Annotated in this window: 18 protein-coding genes; 5 read left to right on the top strand and 13 right to left on the bottom strand. The window is 57.6% G+C overall.

The window, feature by feature from the left end:
* Window positions 1-88 precede the first annotated feature (88 nt).
* Both Q7T36_RS10275 and Q7T36_RS10270 read left to right on the top strand, forming a co-directional pair.
* Window positions 89-1,561: an O-antigen ligase gene (locus Q7T36_RS10275; RefSeq protein WP_304847609.1), complete on the top strand. Its 1,473-nt coding sequence runs from the start codon at window positions 89-91 to the stop codon at window positions 1,559-1,561.
* Window positions 1,558-2,247 carry an SIMPL domain-containing protein gene (locus Q7T36_RS10270; RefSeq protein WP_304847606.1) on the top strand — a complete coding sequence of 230 codons (690 nt, stop codon included), beginning with the start codon at window positions 1,558-1,560 and terminating at the stop codon, window positions 2,245-2,247. Before Q7T36_RS10275 ends, Q7T36_RS10270 begins: the two co-directional genes overlap by 4 nt.
* Before the next feature lie 23 nt (window positions 2,248-2,270).
* Here Q7T36_RS10270 and cysB read toward each other — a convergent pair whose 3' ends face one another.
* Entirely contained in the window at window positions 2,271-3,248 is a 978-nt protein-coding gene (gene cysB, locus Q7T36_RS10265; RefSeq protein ID WP_304847603.1) for an HTH-type transcriptional regulator CysB, read from the bottom strand.
* A gap of 88 nt (window positions 3,249-3,336) precedes the next feature.
* Between cysB and Q7T36_RS10260 the strand changes: the two genes are divergently transcribed.
* Entirely contained in the window at window positions 3,337-4,143 is an 807-nt protein-coding gene (locus Q7T36_RS10260) for a sulfite exporter TauE/SafE family protein (protein ID WP_370690098.1), read from the top strand.
* A 30-nt stretch (window positions 4,144-4,173) separates the two neighbouring features.
* Here the strand turns inward: Q7T36_RS10260 and Q7T36_RS10255 are convergent, their stop codons facing one another.
* Together Q7T36_RS10255 and nfuA are read right to left on the bottom strand one after the other, a co-directional pair.
* A complete protein-coding gene (locus Q7T36_RS10255; RefSeq protein WP_304847600.1) occupies window positions 4,174-5,772 on the bottom strand; it encodes a phospholipase D family protein in 1,599 nt (532 codons plus the stop codon).
* Between the two features lie 175 nt (window positions 5,773-5,947).
* A complete protein-coding gene (nfuA, locus tag Q7T36_RS10250; protein ID WP_304847597.1) occupies window positions 5,948-6,553 on the bottom strand; it encodes a Fe-S biogenesis protein NfuA in 606 nt (201 codons plus the stop codon).
* A gap of 146 nt (window positions 6,554-6,699) precedes the next feature.
* On the opposite strand from nfuA, the gene metH reads away from it, so the two are divergent.
* Entirely contained in the window at window positions 6,700-10,392 is a 3,693-nt protein-coding gene (gene metH / locus Q7T36_RS10245) for a methionine synthase (RefSeq protein WP_304847594.1), read from the top strand.
* A 51-nt stretch (window positions 10,393-10,443) separates the two neighbouring features.
* Here the strand turns inward: metH and Q7T36_RS10240 are convergent, their stop codons facing one another.
* Window positions 10,444-11,301, bottom strand: coding sequence for a hypothetical protein (locus Q7T36_RS10240; protein ID WP_304847591.1), 858 nt, complete (start codon window positions 11,299-11,301; stop codon window positions 10,444-10,446).
* A 178-nt stretch (window positions 11,302-11,479) separates the two neighbouring features.
* Here Q7T36_RS10240 and Q7T36_RS10235 point away from each other — a divergent pair, with 178 nt between their 5' ends.
* Complete coding sequence (locus Q7T36_RS10235; RefSeq protein WP_304847588.1) at window positions 11,480-11,869, top strand: MAPEG family protein; 390 nt, start codon at window positions 11,480-11,482, stop codon at window positions 11,867-11,869.
* Between the two features lie 55 nt (window positions 11,870-11,924).
* On the opposite strand, the gene Q7T36_RS10230 is transcribed toward Q7T36_RS10235, so the two are convergent.
* The 9 genes from Q7T36_RS10230 to Q7T36_RS10190 all read right to left on the bottom strand — a co-directional run bounded on the left by Q7T36_RS10230 (window position 11,925) and on the right by Q7T36_RS10190 (window position 21,849).
* Entirely contained in the window at window positions 11,925-13,082 is a 1,158-nt protein-coding gene (locus tag Q7T36_RS10230; RefSeq protein ID WP_304847585.1) for a diguanylate cyclase, read from the bottom strand.
* A gap of 140 nt (window positions 13,083-13,222) precedes the next feature.
* Window positions 13,223-14,050: a fatty acid desaturase gene (locus Q7T36_RS10225; RefSeq protein WP_304847583.1), complete on the bottom strand. Its 828-nt coding sequence runs from the start codon at window positions 14,048-14,050 to the stop codon at window positions 13,223-13,225.
* Window positions 14,051-14,290: 240 nt separating this feature from the next.
* Window positions 14,291-14,503 (bottom strand): hypothetical protein, encoded by a 213-nt coding sequence (locus Q7T36_RS10220; protein ID WP_304847580.1) that lies wholly within the window; start codon window positions 14,501-14,503, stop codon window positions 14,291-14,293.
* 127 nt (window positions 14,504-14,630) lie between these two features.
* Window positions 14,631-15,677: an AI-2E family transporter gene (locus Q7T36_RS10215; RefSeq protein WP_304847577.1), complete on the bottom strand. Its 1,047-nt coding sequence runs from the start codon at window positions 15,675-15,677 to the stop codon at window positions 14,631-14,633.
* 122 nt (window positions 15,678-15,799) lie between these two features.
* On the bottom strand, window positions 15,800-16,660 hold the full coding sequence (locus Q7T36_RS10210) for a metal-dependent hydrolase (protein WP_304847574.1): 861 nt from the start codon (window positions 16,658-16,660) through the stop codon (window positions 15,800-15,802).
* 92 nt (window positions 16,661-16,752) lie between these two features.
* A complete protein-coding gene (locus Q7T36_RS10205) occupies window positions 16,753-18,267 on the bottom strand; it encodes an amidase (RefSeq protein WP_304847571.1) in 1,515 nt (504 codons plus the stop codon).
* A 25-nt stretch (window positions 18,268-18,292) separates the two neighbouring features.
* Complete coding sequence (gene sohB / locus Q7T36_RS10200; protein WP_304847568.1) at window positions 18,293-19,336, bottom strand: protease SohB; 1,044 nt, start codon at window positions 19,334-19,336, stop codon at window positions 18,293-18,295.
* Window positions 19,337-19,372: 36 nt separating this feature from the next.
* The gene (gene nudC, locus Q7T36_RS10195) at window positions 19,373-20,176 is read right to left on the bottom strand and encodes an NAD(+) diphosphatase (RefSeq protein ID WP_304847565.1); all 804 of its coding nucleotides are present in this window, start codon (window positions 20,174-20,176) and stop codon (window positions 19,373-19,375) included.
* Complete coding sequence (locus Q7T36_RS10190; RefSeq protein WP_304847563.1) at window positions 20,176-21,849, bottom strand: hypothetical protein; 1,674 nt, start codon at window positions 21,847-21,849, stop codon at window positions 20,176-20,178. Before Q7T36_RS10190 ends, nudC begins: the two co-directional genes overlap by 1 nt.
* Window positions 21,850-21,861 lie beyond the last annotated feature (12 nt).

The following is a 21,861-nucleotide window of genomic DNA, read 5'->3' as shown; positions in this document are numbered from 1 at the left end:
GCTGTTGCAAAAAAGGGGCTTCGCGGCCCTTTTTTGTTGTTTGAATACTCCATCCTGCATCCACTTCTGATCATCGCTCTGGTACATCATGGAACGAGCCCTTTATGTCAGTCTGCTTGGACTGTTGGTCTGGGCCCCGCTCCCGCTTGCAAGTAATCGTTTCTGGTCATTGTCGTTGCTTCAGACTTGGGTTGGAGTGCTCTTCGCCCTCTGGCTGATTTACCGCAGCCGTCAATCGGACACAGAAAATACCCCTACCCTGACGATTGCAAGTCGCAACCGCGATATGATCATCCTGTTCTGGTTGATACCGCTCTGGAGCCTGATACAGTTAATCCCTTTGCCTCCATCATGGCGGGAGGCCTTGAGCGCCCTTCCATATCCAGATTCTGCATACTGGCACCCCCTCTCGATGGATATCGGGGCCACGTTGTTCCAGACAATGGAGAGCATTGCCTATGCCATGTTCTTCACATTGGCTCTGAACCTGATCAACACACCAGCCCGTCTCCAGCGCACATGTGAGCTACTGGTTGTCTGCGGGGTGCTCCAGGCCAGTTATGGTGTCATGGTGACATTAGGAGGCAAGGGTTATGACTTGTTCGGCATCCTGTATCGTCCGCAGCAATCCGGATCGGCCAGTGGTACTTTTGCCAACCGGAACCATCTGGCAGGCTATCTGGAGATGTGCCTCGCAATCGGTGTCGGCTTGTTGCTGACTCACATGATTCAGAACAATGACACTGATAGCGGCTGGCGGGCCATGCTCCGCCGTTTTTTGGCGACATTGATGAGCGGAAAGGCACGGCTGCGGATTTTCCTGGGGTTGATGGTCGTTGCATTGGTATTGACACACTCCCGCATGGGTAACAGCGCATTCTTTGCCAGTCTGGGTATTTCCGCCGTCATTGGCTTGTTTCTCTATGCCCGTCACAAACGCAGCACCGCCATGGTCATTCTGTTCAGCAGCCTCATCGCCATTGACTCCCTGATTTTGGGAGCCTGGTTCGGCCTGGATAGATTGGCGGCGCGCCTGGAACAAACCACGATGGAAAGAGAGGAACGAACTTATGTCTTTTCAGCTGCCATTGATATGTTGAAGGAGGTTCCGATTACCGGGGTTGGCGCGGGGGCATTCGCCAGCACCTTTGACTCCTTCAAAACCGGGGAGATATTTTATGATTACGATTTAACCCACAATGACTATCTGCAAATCGCCATTGAATACGGAGTCATAGGAGCCCTGCTGTTCGGCTTGATCGTCGTTCATGCCTTCCGCCTGGCTATTGTTGCACAGCGATCCCGGCATACCGCCATCCTCAAGGGCGCAGGCTTTGCCGCCATGATGGGCATTATCAGCCTGATGATTCACTCCTGGGTTGACTTCAATTTGCAGATTCCGGCCAACGCCTTGATGTTTACCCTGCTCTGCGCCTTCGCCTGCATTGCAACAGGTATGGAGTTGCAGTCGCATCAAGCTAAAGCCGAGCCGGGACAACACCGCTCACGGCATCGTCGTCATTCTTCCACCAATACCGGTCACGAGAATCCAGAATCATGAAAATGCTCATCCTTGCCAGTTGCTTGCTGGCCGTATCCCTGCCCGCCCTGGCTGAAACTCCGGTTCAAAACCGTATTGATTTCCAGACGGAAGTCGAGGCTGTCGCCCCCAATGACCTGCTGACGGCCAACCTCAGCCTGGAAAGCAGCAACAAGAATCCGACTGTATTGGCACGGGAACTGACGCAAAAAATCAACGACGCCCTAAAGCTGGGCCTGGCCTACAAAACGGTCAAGCTAACTTCGGGCAACCAGCAAACCTGGCCGATCTACTCCGACAAGAACAAACTGGAAAGCTGGCGCGGCCGCGCGGAAATCCGCTTGGAAAGTCAGGACTTCAAAGCAGCCGGAGAACTGATCAGCCAGTTGCAAGGTTCGCTGCAACTGAACGGCCTTAACTTCAGTGTGGCGCCCGCCACACGCCGGGAACTGGAAAACCAGTTGATTGAACAGGCGGTGCAAGCTTTCCGCCTGCGGGCCGACCGCATCCGGCTAGCGTGGAACGCCAAATCCTACAAGCTGGTGCAAATGAATCTGGGAACCGCCAACCAACCTTCGCCACAACCGCTATACAACATGCGCGCCGCAAAAATGGAAATGACGGCGGATGCACCCGCCGCCGAATATTCCGGCGGTGAAAGCCGGCTTAACGTCCAGGTTTCGGGATCCATAGAACTGGCCCCCTAAGCCGCTCGCTGCTTAGCTTCCGGTCAAAAGACCGGAAGCGGGATATCCCGGAACAAAGCATCGACAGCGTCCTGATCTCCGGCGGCAATGGCTTCCTCAACCCGCCTGCGGGTCAGATGCGGCGAAAACTCCTCAATAAATGCATACATGAAACCCCGTAGCCACATGCCGCGCCGGAAGGCCATGCGGGTGGTGCTGGGCGGGAAGAGATGGCTGACATCCAGCGCCACCAGATCGGTGTCCTGCTCCGGTTCATACGCCATATGCGCAATAATGCCGATACCCATCCCCAAACGCACATAGGTCTTGATGACATCGGCATCGGTCGCGGTAAAAACGACATTGGGGGTTAAGCCCTGTTTCCGGAAGGCATCGTCCAGCACCGAACGGCCGGTAAAGCCAAAGACATAGGTGACGATGGGCCATGAGGCGATATCTTCTATGGTCAGTCGATCGGTCCTGCACGCCAACGGGTGGTCTTTCGGCACCACCACGGTACGGTTCCACTGGTAGCAGGGCAGCAATAACAGATTGGAAAAATGTTCCATGCCTTCAGTGGCAATGGCGAAGTCCGTTGTACCATCGGAGGCCATGGCCGCGATCTGCTGCGGTGTTCCCTGCTGCAAATGCAGCGAAACATCCGGAAAATGATGACGGAACGATGCAATCACCGAAGGCAGGCGATAGCGGGCCTGGGTATGCGTGGTCGAGATCGCCAATCGTCCCTTGCGGGGATTACTGTACTCCTCCCCTACTTGCCGGATATTCTCGGCCTGACGCAGCATTTCCTTCGCCAGAGCCAGCACTTCCTTGCCAGCCGGAGTCACCTGGGTAAAATGCTTCCCGCTGCGGGTGAAAATTTCCACCCCCAATTCATCCTCCAGCAATCGGATCTGCTTGCTGACTCCCGGCTGGGAGGTGAAAAGGCTTTGTGCTGCGGAAGATACATTCAGGTTTTGCCGTGACACCTCAACGATATACCGCAATTGTTGTAACTTCATAACCATCTCTAATTCCATCCAGTTATAACTATATAACTTCTTTTCACTTCTGATGCCATCCCCAAAAGCCTACATTACGCGCATCTGAATGAAAGGTCTGCTTATGTCCCCTGATCTGGGTTTTATACTGGCCGGAGCACTGGTTGGCCTGTGTGTCGGCTTGACCGGCGTGGGCGGTGGTTCGCTGATGACGCCGCTGCTGACCATGATGGGCGTCCCCCTGCATACGGCTATTGGCACGGACCTGCTATATGCCGCTATCACCAAGTCAAGCGGCTCAGTGGTTCATTTCCAGAAAAAAAACATTGAGTGGTCGGTCGTGCGCTGGCTGGCGTTGGGCTCCATTCCCGCCTCACTGCTGACGGCCTGGGCGCTGCACGCCTTTTTTGGCAATGCCAACAACTACAAGGGCGTCATGACTGTGTCGCTGGGCCTGATGCTGATGGTCACCGCGCTGTCACTCGTCTTCAAGAACCAACTGCAGAAATTCCATGACGCCAATCCGGTCAAGAGCCGCTTCCGCGCCTGGGTTTCCGCCAACAATACCCAGTCCACGGTGCTGATGGGGATTGCGTTGGGGGTTTTGGTTACCTTGTCATCCGTGGGTGCGGGCGCCTTTGGCGTGGTGGTGCTGTTGAGCTTGTACCCGGCGCTTTCCACCATCAAGATTATCGGCACCGATGTCACCCATGCGGTGTTCCTGACGCTGGTGGCCGGTCTGGCACACGCCAAGATGGGCAATGTCGATTATCACTTGCTGTCGATGCTGCTGATCGGCTCCATCCCGGCCATTATTGCCGGCACCCATCTCAGCTCACGCATGCCGGAACCGGTGATCCGCCCCCTGCTGGGCCTGACGCTGATGGCCTTGAGCATCAAGTTCGTATTCTATTGATGCCGGTCTGAACCTGATCAGCCATTACCTCTACAGCATTTTCTCCGGAATGATTTTCCCCAGGAATGCCGCTTGCCAGCGTTTCCAGAATCCGGCTTCCGGATCTCGGTGCAGCACCTCGGACTTACCGGCGGGCGCACCCCACCACAGGAGCCGTCCGGGCTCGTCGGGATTGGCATACACCTGATAACTGCGGTCCGGGAGCATCATGCGCTCAAAACTGGCGCGGAGTTCCTTCACCAACTCCGGACTGTCGATCAGAATGCCCGTTTCCGTATTCAGATAAATGGAACGTTGATCCAGATTCATCGAGCCGATAAATACCCGCTGCGCATCCATGATCATGGCCTTGGCATGCAGACTGGATTGGGAACTGCCGATCAGGTGAAACGATGCCACCGGCCGCCGTTTCAGGGGCCGCATCTCATAGAGCTCAACACCTGACCTGATCAATTCCCCCCGCCAGCGCGAATAGCCGCCATGCACATAGGCGACATCGGTGGCCGCGAGAGAGTTGGTCAACACCCGCACCCGCACGCCCCGCGTCACCAGCGCCGCCAGCCTCTCCCGCAAACGCGGGCCCGGCACAAAATAGGCGGAGATCAGCAAGGTGTCTTCCCTGGTTTTATCCAGCACCGGGTACAGCTCGGCGGCCATATGCACCCCTTTGAACAAGCCTTTGGCCTCGCTCATGATTTTTTCCGGCCGGTCATAGAGCATTCGCGCCCGGCCATGGCTTAAGGTCAACTGATGCCGGGCGATGCCTTGGCCCAAAGGGTTCTTGGAAAACTGCGCCTGATAATCGTTGTCTTGCAAACTCATCATCAGCTTTTGCAGCCGGAAACGCATGACTTCCAGATGTTCTTCCGTGGGCATTTCCCGCAGGAAGGCCCGAACCGGAATGGCCAACTGGTGATTCCAGTATTCATCGAAACTCAACGATGCCTGAAAGACAACCGGCCCCAGCACCAGGACATCGAGATCGGTAAATTCCGTGGCCGCCTCGCTGTCGAAATACTCATTACCCAGATTTCTGCCACCCACAATCAATGCCGCGTTGTCCACGACCAACAACTTGTTGTGCATGCGCTTGTTGAGGGAGGACTTCTGGAAAAACTCCAGAATCCGCAACGGATTGACTTTACCCCGGGCCAGAAACGGATTGAAAACACGTATTTCTATGCGGGGATGCGCACTCAGGGTCGCCAGGATATAGTCGCGTTTCAGCCCGTAGATATCGTCCACCAACAAGCGGATGCGCACACCCCGATCCGCCGCCAGTAACAGATGATGAATCAGCAGCTGCGTGCTGCTGTCATCGCGAACCATGTAATACTGCATGTCGATGCTGTTGACCGCCTGATCAATCAGGGCCAGGCGGGCTGACAGGGCGTCACGGCCGGTGCTGACTAAATGGAAGGCAGACTCCCCTGAAGCCAGGGACAAGCTGTCGGTCCAGTCACGCAAGGGCGTTGAGCCATATGAAATGAAGGTCTGGGTAATGGGGCGGGGAACTTTGGGATTGACAGAGGTGCAGCCGGTCAGCCAGACGGCAAACCACAGCACGATCCAGACCGTAAGCCGGCCGGGCCGGGACAGGAATGCCTTGCCGTTGACGCTGTTATTCATGGGTCGGGCTGCAGGTGACCGCGTTATTGTGACCTGACTTTAACACACCCTGCGGCTGGAGAAGCGCTGACCGATGGTTTCAGCTTGCCGGAGGAACCAGCAAAATACAAAGTATTGACCCTCTCCCCGACCTTGGGAGAGGGAAGCTCTTTTCAACAGATCACTGGAACAAGCCTCAACGGAAGTAGGCGTTATCCGTCACCGTGTGGTCGGTGCTGTCCACCACGCGCTGCAATTCGGGGATGCTGGCCTTGAGCGTCGTTTCAACACCCTGCTTCAAGGTCATGTCGACGGCGGAACAGCCCTGACAGCCGCCGCCGAACTTCAACACAGCGGTCATGCCTTCCTTTTCGTCATTGAAGACTTCCAGCAGGCTGACATTGCCGTTATGCGCGGCCAGGCCGGGGTTGATTTCACTGAACAGCACATGGTTGATGCGCTCTTCCAGGCTGCTGCTTTCCCCGATCTGCGGCACCTTGGACTTGGGCGCCTTGAACGTTAGCTGGCCGCCGAAACGGTCCTTGTTGTAGTCAATGACGGCATCTTGCAGATAGGGTTCGCTCTTGAACTCGATAAATGTGGTGAATCCATCCATGGGGATGCGGATATCATCCACCAGCTCTTCACCCGGCGTGCAATAGGCCATGCAGCATTCAGCGCGCGGCGTACCGGGATTTTCGACAAAGATGCGTACGGCAATGCCATCGCTGTTCTGCTTGGCCAGCAATTCGCGCAGATAGCCCTGGGCTGCTTCAGTGATACTGATGTTCAGATTACTCATAACCACGGGTCTCATGGAGTGTTTTGTAAAGTATAACGCTTTTCTGCATAACCTAGTAGATTAGTAGGTTATGTCACTGCACGACAGCATCCCGCGAATTTGCTAGAATACACCCCCTTTTTGTTTTGCCCCCGACGCCATCTGCCATGACCGCATCCCGTACCGCCCAGCTTCGCGCCGCCCTGCAACAACGCATCCTGATTATTGACGGGGCAATGGGCACGATGATCCAGCGCCACAAGCTGCAGGAAGCCGATTATCGCGGGGAGCGCTTTGCCGACTGGCCGCACGACGTGCAGGGCAACAACGACCTGCTGGTGCTGACCCAGCCGCAGATCATCGCCGGTATCCACGACGCCTATTGCGCCGCCGGAGCCGACATCCTGGAAACCTGTTCCTTTAACAGCACCCGCGTCTCGCAGGCCGACTACCATATGGAGGAACTGACGCCGGAGCTGAACCGCGCCGCCGCCCGCCTCGCCCGTGAGGTAGCCGATAAATGGACAGCGCAAACTCCGGACAAGCCGCGTTTTGTCGCCGGCGTGATCGGCCCCACCTCGCGCACCTGTTCCATTTCGCCGGATGTGAACAACCCCGCCTACCGCAACATCACCTTTGATGCGCTGGTGACCGATTACTACGAAGCCACTATCGGCTTGGTGGAAGGCGGCGCGGACATCCTGCTGATTGAAACCGTCTTCGACACTCTGAACTGCAAGGCGGCAATCTACGCGGTCAAAAAATATTTCGATGACACCCGGACCGAACTGCCGGTGATGATTTCCGGCACCATTACCGACGCCTCCGGCCGCACCCTCACCGGCCAGACTGCCGAGGCGTTCTGGAACTCGGTGCGTCACGCCGACCTGCTGTCGATCGGCTTCAACTGCGCGCTGGGCGCGGATGCGATGCGACCGCACGTGAAGGAAATCGCCGAAAAGGCCGATATCTTTGTCAGCGCCCACCCCAACGCCGGGCTGCCGAACGCCTTTGGCGAATATGACGAAACCCCGGAACAGACGGCTGCCTTCATTCGTGACTTTGCTGAAAGCGGTCTGGTGAACATCGTCGGCGGTTGCTGCGGCACCACACCCGACCACATCGCCGCCATCTACACGGCAGTGAAGGATATTCCTCCGCGCGTCATTCCGGTGATTGAACCCGCCTGCCGCCTGTCCGGGCTGGAACCGTTCAATATCACCAAGGATTCGTTGTTCGTCAACGTCGGCGAGCGCACCAACGTCACCGGCTCCAAGAAATTCGCCCGGCTGATCCGCGAGCAGAACTACGCCGAAGCCTTGGCCGTTGCCCTGGACCAAGTGCAAAGCGGCGCGCAGATCATCGACATCAACATGGACGAAGGCATGCTCGATTCGCAGGGAGCGATGGTCACCTTCCTCAACATGATTGCCTCCGAGCCGGACATTTCGCGGGTGCCGATCATGGTGGACTCCTCGAAGTGGGAGATCATCGAAGCGGGCCTGAAGTGCATCCAGGGCAAGCCGGTGGTGAACTCGATTTCGCTGAAGGAAGGCCACGCCGAGTTTGTGGAACGGGCAAAGCTGTGCCGCCGTTATGGGGCAGCCGTAATTGTCATGGCCTTTGACGAACAGGGTCAGGCCGATACCGCCGCCCGCAAGCGCGAGATTTGCGAACGCTCCTACCGCGTGCTGGTGGATGAAGTCGGTTTCCCGGCCGAAGACATCATTTTCGACCCGAACATTTTTGCCGTCGCCACCGGCATTGAGGAGCACAACAACTACGCCGTCGACTTCATCGAAGCCACCGGCTGGATCAAGCAGAACCTGCCGCACGCCATGATTTCCGGTGGTGTTTCCAACGTCTCGTTCTCCTTCCGTGGCAATGAGCCGGTGCGTGAAGCAATCCACGCCGTGTTCCTGTATCACGCTATCCAGCAAGGCATGACCATGGGCATCGTCAACGCCGGGCAGCTGGCCATTTATGACGACATTCCCGCCGAACTCAAGGAACGTGTGGAAGACGTGGTGCTGAACCGTCGCCCGGACGGCACCGAACGCCTGCTGGAAATTGCCGAGCAGTATCGCGGCGACGGTGCGGTGAAACATGTCGAGAATCTGGAATGGCGCAACCAGTCCGTGGCCAAGCGGCTGGAATATGCATTGGTGAAAGGCATCACCGCCTTTATTGACGTCGACACCGAAGAAGCCCGCCTGCAATCCACCCGGCCGCTGGATGTGATTGAAGGACCGCTGATGGCCGGGATGAACGTGGTCGGCGACCTGTTCGGCGAGGGCAAGATGTTCCTGCCGCAGGTGGTGAAGTCCGCCCGAGTGATGAAACAGGCCGTGGCCTGGCTGAACCCCTACATCGAAGCCGAAAAGGTGGTTGGCCAAAGCAAGGGCAAGATCCTGATGGCCACCGTCAAGGGCGATGTGCACGACATCGGCAAGAACATTGTCGGCGTGGTGTTGGGCTGCAACGGTTACGACATTATTGATATGGGCGTGATGGTGCCTTGCGAGAAGATCCTGGAAACGGCCATTCGCGAGAAGGTGGATATCATCGGCCTGTCCGGGCTGATCACACCGTCGCTGGATGAAATGGTCTATGTGGCGCGCGAGATGCAGCGTCTGGGCTTCAAGATTCCGCTGATGATTGGCGGCGCGACCACCTCGAAGGCGCACACCGCCGTCAAGATCGACCCGCAATATCACAATGATGGCGTGATCTACGTTGCCGATGCCTCGCGCGCGGTCGGGGTCGCCACCACCCTGCTCTCCCCGGAAATGAAACCGGCCTTTATTGCCGAACGCCGTGCTGAATATGAAGAAGTGCGGGTGCGTCACGCCAACCGCCAGCCAAAGGCGGCCAAGCTGAGCTATGAGCAAGCTATTGCCGAGAAGTTCAAAAAGGACTGGGATGCCTATACTCCGCCGAAGCCGAAGCAACTGGGAGTGACGGTGCTAACCGATTACCCGCTGGAGGAAGTCCGCCAGTACATCGACTGGACACCGTTCTTCATCACCTGGAGTCTGGCGGGCAAGTTCCCGGCCATCCTCAAGGACAAGGTGGTCGGCGAAGAGGCCACTCGGCTGTATGCCGATGCCCAGGCGATGCTGGACAAGCTGATTGGCGGGAAACTGTTGCAGGCCAACGCCGTGATCGGCTTCTGGCCCGCTGCGCAGGTCAATGATGATGACGTGGTGGTCTATACTGACGAATCGCGCCAGACGGTGCTGACCACGCTGCACCATTTGCGCCAGCAGAGCGACAAGGTCAGCGGCAAGCCGAACTACTCACTGGCCGACTTTGTGGCGCCGCAATTGTCCACCGCCAAGGATTACATTGGTGGTTTTGCAGTGACAGCGGGTCTGGGTGCGGAGACGGTGGTCAAGCAGTATCGCGATGCCGGAGATGACTACAACGCGATTCTGGTGCAGGCGCTGGCCGATCGTCTGGCCGAGGCCTTTGCCGAACGCTTGCATGAGCGGGTGCGCAAGGAGTTCTGGGGCTATCAGCCGGATGAGGCGTTGGCCAACGAAGAGCTGATCAAGGAAAAGTATGTCGGCATCCGCCCTGCTCCGGGTTATCCGGCCTGCCCGGAACATACCGAGAAAGGCACGTTGTTCCAGTTGCTGGACGCGGAGAAGAATACCGGTATCGCGCTGACGGAGCATTTTGCGATGTGGCCGGCGGCATCGGTGAGTGGCTTCTATTATTCGCTGCCGGAAAGCACCTACTTCAATGTCGGCAAGATTGACCGGGATCAGGTGGCTTCATATGCCCAACGCAAGGGGTGGGATTTGGTGAAGGCGGAGAAATGGCTGAGTCCGAATCTGGGGTATGATCCCAAGTAGGGCATTGGCCCTCCTTCCCGGTTTGTCCGAGAGGGAGGGCTGTTCAGACTGCTACAAACACACGCTATTCCAATACCCCACCGCCGCCTCAATCCTCTTCATCGACTTCAGCAACCCCTTCACCTCCCCCGCATCCGCCTTCGGACAAGCCGCAAACACCGCCCCCATCTTCTGACTGTAGTTATCTCCATTAATCGCCAGCGTTTCCTTCGTCGCCTCGTTATAGACCAGATATTCCTTGTCCGTGATCTCAATGCTGCCAATCGCGTTGATCACCGACTGCTTCAAATTCGCCACCTCCATGCTCTCGCGCACGCTCTTGCCGGACTTCAACTGCTGCAACAGTGTCTCCGCCGCCGCGCGCTGTTGCAGGTCATCCAGCACCACCGGCGACACAAAGCTCGACAGGGAGTGCGACGTACCCGCTACCGGGTTATAGGACAAACGCAACGGCCCGGAAATCAATCGCTTCAGATACAGGCCGCCATAACTGTCATAGACATCCATCGCCTCCTTGCCTTGCTGACGCAGAATCACCGCATCCCCCGGCCCCACATAAAAAGCATCCGTTTCACCCTCCGGAATCACCAGCGCCGCATGCCGCACAAATTCCCAGTCATTCCCTTTCTGGAACAGCGCAACGCGACCGGACAAACGCCCGCCACCGGCCAGCAATACGTCACCCGGCGCAAACTTCGGCCGCCCGTAAACCCCGAACTCAAAGCCGGGAGTCTCCTCACCCTTGCGGATACAGACAAAAGGCAGATAACAGCGGGTATTGGCAATAAACGGCGTATCTGCCGGAATACCGCGTACATTGACACGTTCGGCCGACCACCCCGGGGCCGACAGCCCCAGGGATAAGACCAATGCCAGCAAAGGGTATTGCAGGGAAATGACAGATTTCATGAAAGCGCTCCGTTGCCTGAAAAAAATGGATGAGTACACAGCACAGGGGAAAAACCTCAGGGAAGATTACGTCCGATCCGCAAGCGCGTCGAGAGACGAATACAGTGCATTTCAGGCCCGGCCGGGCTATCCTCGGTCCAATCCCTGATTCCAATAACCGAACACAACGAGTCCCATCATGATCATCACCCCCCTCTACGCCGGCCTGCTGGCGCTCTGGTTCCTGGCCCTCAGCGCCCGTGTGGTGCAAAAGCGCCACACCATCAGTCTGGGGGACGGCGGTGATCCGGAAATGCTGCGCCGCATAAGGGGACACGGAAACTTTGCGGAATATGTACCGCTGATCTTGCTGATGATCGGTTTTCTGGAAGTGGGTCATTTCCCGGCCTGGCTGCTGCATGTGCTGGGCGCGACCTTGCTGGTCTCCCGCCTGCTGCACGGCTATGCGCTCTCCTTCAGCCCGAAGTTTGGTTTTGGACGCTTCTGGGGAACCGTGCTTACTTTTGGCTTGCTGGCGGTTTGCGGACTGCTGTGCATCTATCAGGCAGCAACCGGCTCACCGGCCTGAAAGCCGTTGGGGCGTCAAACACCGCCCCGTCACAACTTCGGCTCAGACACTGCCGCTACTCCCCCAATACCACACAATTCCGCCCGGACGATTTGGCTTTGTACAGCGCCCGGTCGGCATGCTCAACCGCTTCATTCCAGTCCTGATGCTCCATTGAACGCTCGACCACACCAATGCTGACCGTCAGCCGAATAGGTCCCTGCGGAGCCTCAATCGTCATCTCTTCCAGAGCAGCGCGCAGCCGCTCGGCCACGGCTTTGGCCTGCTCGCCGCCGGTATGCGGCAGCAACGCCACAAACTCTTCTCCCCCATAGCGGCACCAGATGTCCTCCGGGCGCAACGCCTGTTCGGCTGTCCGAGATACAGCTGCCAATGCCAGGTCACCCACCGCATGGCCATAGTCATCGTTAAAGCGTTTGAAATGATCAATGTCCGCCATGAGGAAAGATAACGGGTAGGTATGCCGCGCGGACCGCGACCACTCGCGCTCACAGAACTCATTCATGGCGCGGCGATTGAAGGCCTTGGTCAGGGAGTCGCGGCGCGCCTGGCTGTCCAGTTCCTCCTGCAACTTCTGCGCTGTCAGCAAGACGCACAAACTGGTGGTGATCATGGCATAGGCGGTGACCACCAGATAAAACTGCACATTGGCCGGGGAGGATGAAAGGATGGATTCAATACCTTCTGTCAGGATATGGCTTGTTTTCCAGATGTTGGAGGCAGAAAGAGCCAACAACAGCAAGGCAAGAATGCGGAAGGTGGCGACCCGGCTGCCTTGAGCGTTGCCCAGGCAAACCAGCGCGGTATAAAGGTCAAACAAAACCACGGCGGCTGTAAAGACAACAATGCGGCTGCCGTAATCCGGATCAACCCAGAAAAACCAGGCAATAACCGCCGTCGCCAGACCGGAAATAACCAAACCCGTGCGCCACGGCGGCTTTACTTCCGCCGCCCGGATAATGCCGCAGTCAATCAGCATCATTCCGGGTATAAGGAAGGCATGCGCCATCACCACGGATATCCAGGCAGGAATCAAGCCCCTCAGACCGGCCAGCAGACCGCCAAACGCACAGGCCAAGGTGCCAATGGCCCAGTCTCTGGCCGGCGGGTACTTACGCTGCACCAGCCACACATAGAGCAGCACCAAAGCTCTGCACAGCAGAACCAGGCCGATGACCAGAATCAGTGTCCGGGGGTCCACAAAGCTCAGCATCTGGCTTGGCCGCCGATTTAGAGGATGAATCCGTTAAGTATCTATTGGCATCCGCAGGGGGTCAAATAAGTTTCAGACCTTACTCCCCGCCAGTATGCAACCCGGACAGCAAAACGCCGGATTACTCCGGCGCTTGAAGCTCAGCGGCACTTGACGTAACACCGCTCAGGTATGTTGTCTTTGATCAGCTCGTGATAATACGGCAGCAACGACCAATGAATGTAGGGCTTGATGTGGTGCGCGGTGTGATATCCCAGATTGCAGGTACGGATGTTATACAAGCGCCCCACCCGGTTGCGTGAAGCTTCAAAATGGTTCTTGGTGTAAAGACCGCTGTGGTGTTCGTAGGTCAGGTCATAGACATAGAGCAGCATGCAGAATGACGGCGCCAAAAATACCGCCAGGTAATTCTGCCAGTTCACCCAGGCCAGCGCGAACTGCAATGCCAGATAGGGAATGAACATCAGTACAAATGCCCGCAAGGCCTTGGGGCGCTTGCGAATTCCCACCATGATGCTGTCATAGGACGCCCGGAACAACAGGTTCAGCGTGTACTCAATGCGCCCCATTTTTGAGCCGTCGCGGCGCGCCCACCGCGACTCGTCTTCATCGGCATCGGGCGGCTGGTTCATATAATTGGGATGATGCCCGAAATTATGGTGCAAAACCCAGGCATAGGACGTAATCATGGTTTGCGTACCGAGCACCGTCTCGAACACCCGGTTCAGGAACGGCGACAGGAAAGCATTGTGGTGTTGCTGGTGATGGTTATAAATGGCGCAACTGCCCAGAAACGGCAACAGCAAGATGCCTGCCACGACAGCACCCCACAGCGGCAGCAGCCACCAGGCCAGCAACTGCACGGCAAACACCGCATAAATGAATGACACCGGCCCGCGATCCGCACGGAATTTCAGCAAGGTTCCCTCTACCGTCTTGTTCTTCTGATAAATTTCTTCAAGCGTCACAGCGTTCTACCCGGTTTTTCCGCAGATATTGTTGTTTGGAGTCTGGCCATCACAAGCGATCGGTTTTCACCAGTGACAATTGTCATAGTATGCACGAAATGGAGATCACTTCACAAACAGACGACAGCCAACGCCCGATGAACGGCGTGTCAATAAAACCGGGTGGGTGGTGTTAGCGTGGGAGTAGCGGAATACAAGGGGAGACAGGGGGATGAAGTCCCCCTGATACAGCGGCGTGGCTTACTCTTCCGTATCGGCCAGCGTGACGATGGCCTGCGCCCAGGCCACGTATTTCAGCTTGGCCAGATCCCGAATGGTCTTGACGTTGAACGCGGCCTTCAGTTTCTCGGCATCCGCTTCGCTGACGCCTTGCAGCGCGGAAACCGGCGCATCGGCAATTTCTTTCAGGGTCTTGCTTTCGTATTCCTTGTCCAGGGCATTGTTGATGTTCATGCATTCTTCTCCGGCTGAAGCGTGGGCAATGTCGGCAACGACAGGCTGCCGACGGTTTTTTATAGCAAAGCCGGTTGAGACCGGCAATCATCAACTTCCGTAATAATGTTGCGCTTGTGTGGCCGCCCTACCTGCCTCCCATTTTAACCTCTTGCTCAATCACCCGGTCCCACAAATGCCACTCCTCCTTGAACCAGGCATAAAAGACGGGCGCCGCCACCACGCCAGCCAGCCCGAACAAGCGCTCCATCACCAGCATCCAGAGCAGGATTTCCCAAGCGCGGGCATTGATGCTGGTGCCGACAATCCGGGCATTGATGAAGTATTCCAGCTTGTGGATGAGGATCAGGAACACCAGCGACGCCACGGCCACCTCAAATGACACACTCAGGCTGATAACCGTAATCGCGGTATTGGAAATCAGGTTGCCGATCACCGGCAGCAAGCCAGCCAGAAAAGTGACCGCAATCAGGGTCTTGGTCAATGGCAGCGAGAGATCAAATAGTGGCAGCACCACCACCAGATACGTCGCAGTTAACGCTGTATTCAACGCGGAAATGCGGATTTGGGCCGAGGCCACCCGCCAGAAGGACTCCCGCAGGCCCTGCACCTGTTGCAGCAGACGGCGGCTGACCGGACCCAGCGGGGCATTACGGGTCGCATCGGACACCGCCACCATCGCCCCCAGCAATACCCCGAACAGCACATAGCCCACCCCCTTCAACGCCCCCAGCCCGAAAGTGCCGATTTCGGCGGCATGCGTACGCAGCCATTCCGATATTTTGTTGAGCAGTTCACTCTGCTGGGGAATGGCCTGGCTCATCCGCTCCGGCAACCAGCTTCGCGCCGAGGTCAGGATTTCACTCATCCGCAGCAACAGGTCATGCACATCGGTGGTGGCTTTAAGCAGGACGTGGATCACTGCCCCGGCAATCATCAACACGATGACCACCAGGGTCGCCACCAGGGCGGTGGCCACCCACTTCGAACGGGCGGAACGGATTTTCTCGTCAACAATGGTGCCGGAGGTTTTCAGGACCAGCGCATAGGCCAAGAGGCCGGAATACAGCGGCACCAGCAATCCCATTTTTACCGACAGCAGAAAAATGCCGCCGACAAAGGCAAAGGCCAGGAAACGGGCATTGCGGCTCTGGGAAAAGATATTGGTCACCATCGGGATTCCCTGTCACAGACGTCAATTTGTAACGCATTGTGACAGAGAATCTCGTCGACGGTACAGGCGGTAATTCACCGTAACCGCTAGGAATCGTTGCTTCTTTGTGAAGGCGGAATGTCTCAGGCCGCCAAGGACAACTTGTCGCCCAGGTAGCCCTTCAGCATCCGCAGCCCCTTATCCCTCAAGGCGCGGCTGTCCACCTGGTTGGGATGGAAATCCGGGCGGTAGTAAGCCAGATAGCGTGGCAGCATGCCGCGAAAGAAACCTTTGGGGCCGGCCAGCTTGCCAATGCCTTGGGCGATGGAGCGGAGGTTGCCCAACTCACCCTGATGGCGAAGCAACTGCACCGTATGCAAGCCGGTGAAGAAGCTGAACATGACCGTGGTCATGGCCATTTCACTGGTGCGGGTCCAGTAGCTGCCCACTTGCTGCTGATAGACATCAAAGGCGACGGCTTTGTGTTCGCTTTCTTCCACCGCATGCCACAGCCACAGCGGACGCAAGCGTTCATCAACCGCATCCAGAAACTCCGGATGCTCCAGGATGGTTTCAGCGAACATGGCGGTGAAGTGTTCCAGCGCACAGGTTTTGGCCAGCATGCGCTCCTTGGAGAACATCTTCTCCTCTTGGGCAATGCCGTCATGGACAAAGGCGGTGATCTGGTCGATGGGCAGTCCCTTACGTGCCATCAGGGCATTGAAGGTCTCGTGTTCCTTGCCATGATGGGCTTCCTGACCGATGAACGCCCGGACTTCCTTTTGCAGGTCAGGATCGCTGATCCGGTCCTGATAATGGCGCACGGCGCGCATGAACATGCGCTCCCCTTCCGGGAAGGTGCAGGACAAGCCGGTGAGCAACATGGTCAGAAACGGGTTGTTATCAAACCAGTACAAGGGAATGGCGTCATCGAACTCAAAGTCCATGCGTCGTACGGGAATGTTCGGGGTGCCGGCCGGGGTCACGGTCTTGGAAGTGGACATGGCGAATTCCTCTGGTTATGTGTCGCTGCAATGCATGCAGTATCACCAATGACCCACCCGTCGTTATAGGCTCCAAGGTGCCAATAAACCTGTCATTTAAGGCCATTACCCGCATGCACCGGCGCCCGGCGCTCAAACCAGGGGGCAGCCGACTCCAACTGCCCGGAAAGTCGGAACAACGTGGCCTCATCCCCGAACCGGCCGGTAAACATCATCCCCACCGGCAAATTGCCGGCGGACCAGTGCAGCGGCAGGGAAACAGAGGGATGGCCGCTCATGTTCATGACCGGGGTCGATGTCACCCATTGGAAATTCTGCGCGGCCAGACGCGACAATACCGGGAACAGATGCACCAGCGGTCCGGCCGGGAACCGTTTGGCCAAAGGTGCCAGCAGTTTTTCAGCGCCCTTCAGCCGGAACTCGCCAAAGCCCGGCGGGGTTGCGGACAGCGTCGGCGTCAGGAACACATCATAATCCTGCATGAAACGGTCAAACCTCCGCATCTGGGTATAAATAATGCGATTGGCGTTATCCAGATCCCCGGCGGTGAACGACTGTCCCAGACGCACCAACGACCAGGTCTCCGTTTCAAAATCATCCAGTTTCAAACGCCGTCCCAGCACGCGCTCCGCCTCGCCTACCTCCCCGGCAGTGGCAGCAGCAATGCGCAGCAAATAGCCTTCCGCGAGCGCCTGACGGTCCAGATCCGGCGTCGCTTCCACCAGTTCATGACCCAGCCCCTGCAACAGGCGAACGGTGTTCTGCAGGCCCCGGATACACTCCTCATCCATGTTGCCGTCCCGCAGCAAGGGTTCAAGGCTGAACGCAATACGCAGGCGGCCGGGTGCTACGGAGACTTCATCCAGAAAACGGCCGGTAAAGGGCGGAGCGGCATACAGGGCGCCGACATCAGGGCCGTGCGTGGCATCAAGCATGGCGGCAGTATCACGCACGGAACGGGAGAGAATGCCTTCCTGAACCTGACCGAACCACGGTTCGGTGACCGCCGGACCATGCGGATTTCGTCCCCGGGTGGGCTTGAAGCCAACCAGTCCGCAACACGAGGCCGGAATACGCAGGCTGCCGCCGCCATCTCCACCGCCGGCGATGGGCACAATGCCTGCCGCGACGGCAGCCGCAGAGCCGCCACTGGAGCCGCCGGGTGTGCGCTCCAGATTCCAGGGATTGCGGGTAATGCCGAACAGTTCAGGCTCGGTCACGCCCATCAGGCCGAATTCAGGAGTATTGGTCTTGCCGAAGATTACCGCACCGGAAGCCTTGTAGCGGCGGACCATCTCGCTGTCGTAATCCGGGACATAATGACGATAGGCCCGACTGCCGGATGTCAGGGGCACACCGGCATAGGCCCCCAGCAAATCCTTGATCAGGAAAGGAACACCGGTAAACGGACCATCCGGGAGAACTAGACTCAGAGTGGCCCGCGCTTGCCGGTCCATGTCCAGCACCACGGCATTGATGAACGGATTGATGCGGTTACGGCGCTCAATCGCCTCCTCCAGCAACTCCGCAGCGGAAACCTCCTTGCGCCGGACCAAGTCCGCCAGCCCCAGGGCATCATAGCGATCGTATTCCGCAAAACCGGTCATGGCGGCGTCTCCAAGCACAGTAAAATCAGTAACGGGGTTTCTGCACGATGCGTTCCCACCACCCCAGCAGCACTTTATCCACGCTGGAGGCTGCCACCAGCCCGACCCGTTGCAGCAGGGGCACTTTGTGTACAAAGCGGACGGCATAAATATCGGCTTCGCGGCTGGCCGTCAACAGGTATTCATCACTGGTCATCAGCGTATCCACCAATCCCAGGCTGAGGGCGCGGGAGCCATACCAATGCTCGCCGGTAGCCACTTTGGCAATGTCCAGCGCGGGGCGGTAATCCTTGACGAACTCCTTGAACAGCGCATGGGTGTCATCAAGCTCTTCCACAAATTTTTCGCGTCCGGCATCGGTATTTTCTCCAAACACCGTCAACGTCCGTTTGTATTCCCCGGCAGTCAGTACTTCAAAATCAATGTCCCACTTGTCCAGCAAGCGGTGAAAGTTGGGAATCTGCGCCACGACGCCGATGGAGCCGACAATGGCAAACGGCGCGGCAATAATGCGGTTGCCGAGGCAAGCCATCATGTAACCGCCGCTCGCGGCCACCTTGTCCACGCAAATCGTCAGCGGAATGTTCTTCTGGCGGATACGCGCCAGTTGGGAAGAAGCCAGACCATAGCCATGCACCATGCCGCCGGGGCTTTCCAGGTTCACCACCACCTCGTCGGTGGTCTCGGCCAGAGTCAGCACGGCCGTTATTTCCTGACGCAGGTTTTCCGTGGCCGATGCCCGCATATCGCCATGAAAATTGAGCACAAAAATACGGCGGCGGGCCGGTGCAGCATCCGCCTTGGGCTTGGATTCAGCCTTCTCGCGTTCTTTTTCCGCCTTGAAAAAGGCCTTGAGCTTGTTTTTGTCAAACACGGCCATGCGCAATACATTGGCATAGTGCTCGTAGCGTTCATTAATCCGCATGATTTCGATATCACCGTCGTCATCGCTGTTGCGACGGCGCTCGCTCAGGTTGGCGATAGTGATGATGATGAACATGACCGCCACGACCACGGTAAAGGCCTTGGCGAGGAACAATCCATATTGCAGCAGCAAGTCAACAACCATTAAAGACTCCAAGTTTAAAGGACTCAGCCTGCGGGCCTAGCCGTAGCGCGCTGTCAATTCCTGCACGGCCGCCATGATCACATCATGGGCAATGCTGCCCGGCGGGGGAATCATGGGCAGGTTGCGGTAGTGGAAAAACTGCGCATCCATAATTTCTTCTTCCTGGATCACGATATCGCCGGCATCCCATTCCGCCCGGAACGCCAGCATCAGGTTGCCGGGGAATGGCCAAGACTGACTGCCGAAATAACGCAGGTCGCGCACAGTGACCCCGGACTCCTCCGCCACTTCCCGGTCAACCGCCTCCTCCAGGGTTTCCCCCACTTCCACGAAACCGGCCAGTAAACTGTACATGGGAATCGCATATCGCTGCGCGCGCGCCAGCAGAATGTGATCGTCGCGGGTTATGGCGACAATGACGCAGGGCTGGATACGCGGGTACTGGGCATAGTGGCAGGCAGTGCAGACCTTGGCGCGCTCGCCCTTGGGGTGCGGCTGTGTCGGGGCACCGCAATGGCTGCAGAAACGGTGGTTACGGTCCCACTCCAATATCTGGAGCGCGGTGGCGGCCAGCCGGAAATTCTCCGTCGTGCCGGTCAGCAACAGGTCACGCAGCCCCTGCAAACCATAATCTTCCGTCAGCAACTCCGGGGCGGCAATACGGGCGACATGAACCCGCCGGTGGGCGGTCTGCTCCACGACATGGAAATCGGGCAAGGGGAACGGCAGTAAACCCGGACTCCGGTGCAGCAATGCGCCGGAGGGGGTATGAATGATCAGCTTGTTTTCATGAAACAGGAGCCAGAGCGCCTGCTCCGGCTCCACAGTGTTGACGAACATCAGGCAGCCTGTCGGTTCAGAACGGGAAAGCCCAGTTCTGCCACACTCTCCTCGCCAATGTCAAAAACATTGTCACTGACCGGCTTGTTCACTTCCAGGCTTTCCAGATAATAATCCACACAGGCAATGGCATCCGCAAAGGTCTCAATGACAGACATCGGCGGCATCGACTTGGAGTTGACCAGACGATCCACAAACGCAGCGCAAGAACGAAGCACACCCGAGCCTCGGTCCGCCATCAGGAAGGACAAGCCGCCGCTGGTGGATTGCAGGGTGGCGGGAACATTCGCCAGATGCAGGGAGTCCCCTTGCGACTCCAGATACGACAGGATGGCGCGCTTCACCAGCGACATACCGGCGCGGCTTTCCGCCACCAGCATGGCGCGGGCTTCGTCCAACTGGTGGATGGAGATACGCGAATTGTTGACCACCGTCTGGTTGCCCGGCGACATTTCCTTGTCCAGCGCCGCCACAGAGTTGTCCGCCTGCAGCAGCACATCCACCAGAGTGTTCAAGTCCTGCTCACCGGGGAACTCATGCCAGCCGCGCACGATATCCGCCTGACGGCGCATGGCGCCGGCAACGTCGTTCAGTGACAGCATGACCAGCGTTTGGGAGGCCTTGGTGATTTCATCGGCCACTGTCTGATAACTTTCCTCTTCCTGCTGGGCGCCGCGGGCAATGATATCCAGCACATCCTTGACGTGGGCGATTTCATCTTTCAAGACGGTGGCCACCGTCTTGATGACCGAGCCACCGGGCCCGAACATGGAGTCATGCTGCGCCTGAAGCTGGCTCTGGGAAATGCAGTTGTCGGCCAGGTCGAAGGCCTGCTGGACTTCCAGCACCTTGCCGCCCGACTCACCCAGACCGACAATGGCCAGTGCATTGGCCAATACCGTCATGTCAACCGGCTGTGAGGCACCGCCCGGCAGGCTGAGCAGACGCAGCTGCTGCTCCATCTGGGCCAGTAACCGCTTGCGGCCCTGGGTCAGTTCAACACCGCCGGAGAACGCTTCCAGCACCGCCTCGCCCACCCACCACAGCAGGGACTGGGCCCGGCCGGCGCAGAGTTGTGCAGCGCGCTCCAGAGCGCGGGACATCAAATGGTAATGCAGGGGTTCGGCCTGATCACGCAACAGGTTCAGCAAGCCGATCTGGTACATGTGGCGGATGCGGTGCGCCAGCGCCATTTCCCGGGCCGGTTCCAGATCCAGCGGCAAAACGGCCGGGGTTTCGGGCAGGAACGGCACATCCAGAAAGTAGCCTTCCCCTAACTCGGGAACAGACAGCACGCGACGGCAGTCATTGATGGAGGGCAGCAACAATTGCGGGACGCTGATCGCCTTGATCTGCACGTACTCCAGATAACGGATCATGACCATCATGCCGTTGCCGAGTGCGGAGAAATAGCGTTCGGGCGTATTTTCCTGAAGTTCGTTGATCTGCCGCAGCAAGGCGAACAGCAGTTCGGCCAGTTCGGCGGCGCCCTGGAGATTGATCAGCCGGAGCGCCCCCCAGACCTGTTGCATGGCGTCGACACACTCGCCCAACGGCCCGTTGTTGGTATTGTCCTCGACAAAGGCGCTCAGCGAACCTTCGATCTGGGCCAGGGAAACGTCTATTTCGGACTTGATAAGATTCAGCGCGCTTACATCGATCTTCGGAAGCATGGATTCCTTCCT

It is taken from the genome of Fluviicoccus sp. (assembly GCF_030646115.1).
GTDB lineage: Bacteria > Pseudomonadota > Gammaproteobacteria > Pseudomonadales > Moraxellaceae > Fluviicoccus.
This window is presented reverse-complemented; position numbering and strand designations above follow the sequence as displayed.

What these genes read in the sequence shown, in the direction of transcription:
- nudC (WP_304847565.1), bottom strand. Translation starts at nt 20,176, where the DNA reads ATGTTCGTCAACACTGTGGAGCCGGAGCAGGCGCTCTGGCTCCTGTTT.
- Q7T36_RS10220 (WP_304847580.1), bottom strand. Translation starts at nt 14,503, where the DNA reads ATGAACATCAACAATGCCCTGGACAAGGAATACGAAAGCAAGACCCTG.
- Q7T36_RS10255 (WP_304847600.1), bottom strand. Translation starts at nt 5,772, where the DNA reads ATGAATAACAGCGTCAACGGCAAGGCATTCCTGTCCCGGCCCGGCCGG.
- Q7T36_RS10275 (WP_304847609.1), top strand. Translation starts at nt 89, where the DNA reads ATGGAACGAGCCCTTTATGTCAGTCTGCTTGGACTGTTGGTCTGGGCC.
- Q7T36_RS10190 (WP_304847563.1), bottom strand. Translation starts at nt 21,849, where the DNA reads ATGCTTCCGAAGATCGATGTAAGCGCGCTGAATCTTATCAAGTCCGAA.
- Q7T36_RS10230 (WP_304847585.1), bottom strand. Translation starts at nt 13,082, where the DNA reads ATGCTGAGCTTTGTGGACCCCCGGACACTGATTCTGGTCATCGGCCTG.
- Q7T36_RS10210 (WP_304847574.1), bottom strand. Translation starts at nt 16,660, where the DNA reads ATGTCCACTTCCAAGACCGTGACCCCGGCCGGCACCCCGAACATTCCC.
- metH (WP_304847594.1), top strand. Translation starts at nt 6,700, where the DNA reads ATGACCGCATCCCGTACCGCCCAGCTTCGCGCCGCCCTGCAACAACGC.
- nfuA (WP_304847597.1), bottom strand. Translation starts at nt 6,553, where the DNA reads ATGAGTAATCTGAACATCAGTATCACTGAAGCAGCCCAGGGCTATCTG.
- sohB (WP_304847568.1), bottom strand. Translation starts at nt 19,336, where the DNA reads ATGGTTGTTGACTTGCTGCTGCAATATGGATTGTTCCTCGCCAAGGCC.
- Q7T36_RS10260 (WP_370690098.1), top strand. Translation starts at nt 3,337, where the DNA reads ATGAAAGGTCTGCTTATGTCCCCTGATCTGGGTTTTATACTGGCCGGA.
- Q7T36_RS10235 (WP_304847588.1), top strand. Translation starts at nt 11,480, where the DNA reads ATGATCATCACCCCCCTCTACGCCGGCCTGCTGGCGCTCTGGTTCCTG.
- Q7T36_RS10240 (WP_304847591.1), bottom strand. Translation starts at nt 11,301, where the DNA reads ATGAAATCTGTCATTTCCCTGCAATACCCTTTGCTGGCATTGGTCTTA.
- Q7T36_RS10205 (WP_304847571.1), bottom strand. Translation starts at nt 18,267, where the DNA reads ATGACCGGTTTTGCGGAATACGATCGCTATGATGCCCTGGGGCTGGCG.
- cysB (WP_304847603.1), bottom strand. Translation starts at nt 3,248, where the DNA reads ATGAAGTTACAACAATTGCGGTATATCGTTGAGGTGTCACGGCAAAAC.
- Q7T36_RS10215 (WP_304847577.1), bottom strand. Translation starts at nt 15,677, where the DNA reads ATGGTGACCAATATCTTTTCCCAGAGCCGCAATGCCCGTTTCCTGGCC.
- Q7T36_RS10270 (WP_304847606.1), top strand. Translation starts at nt 1,558, where the DNA reads ATGAAAATGCTCATCCTTGCCAGTTGCTTGCTGGCCGTATCCCTGCCC.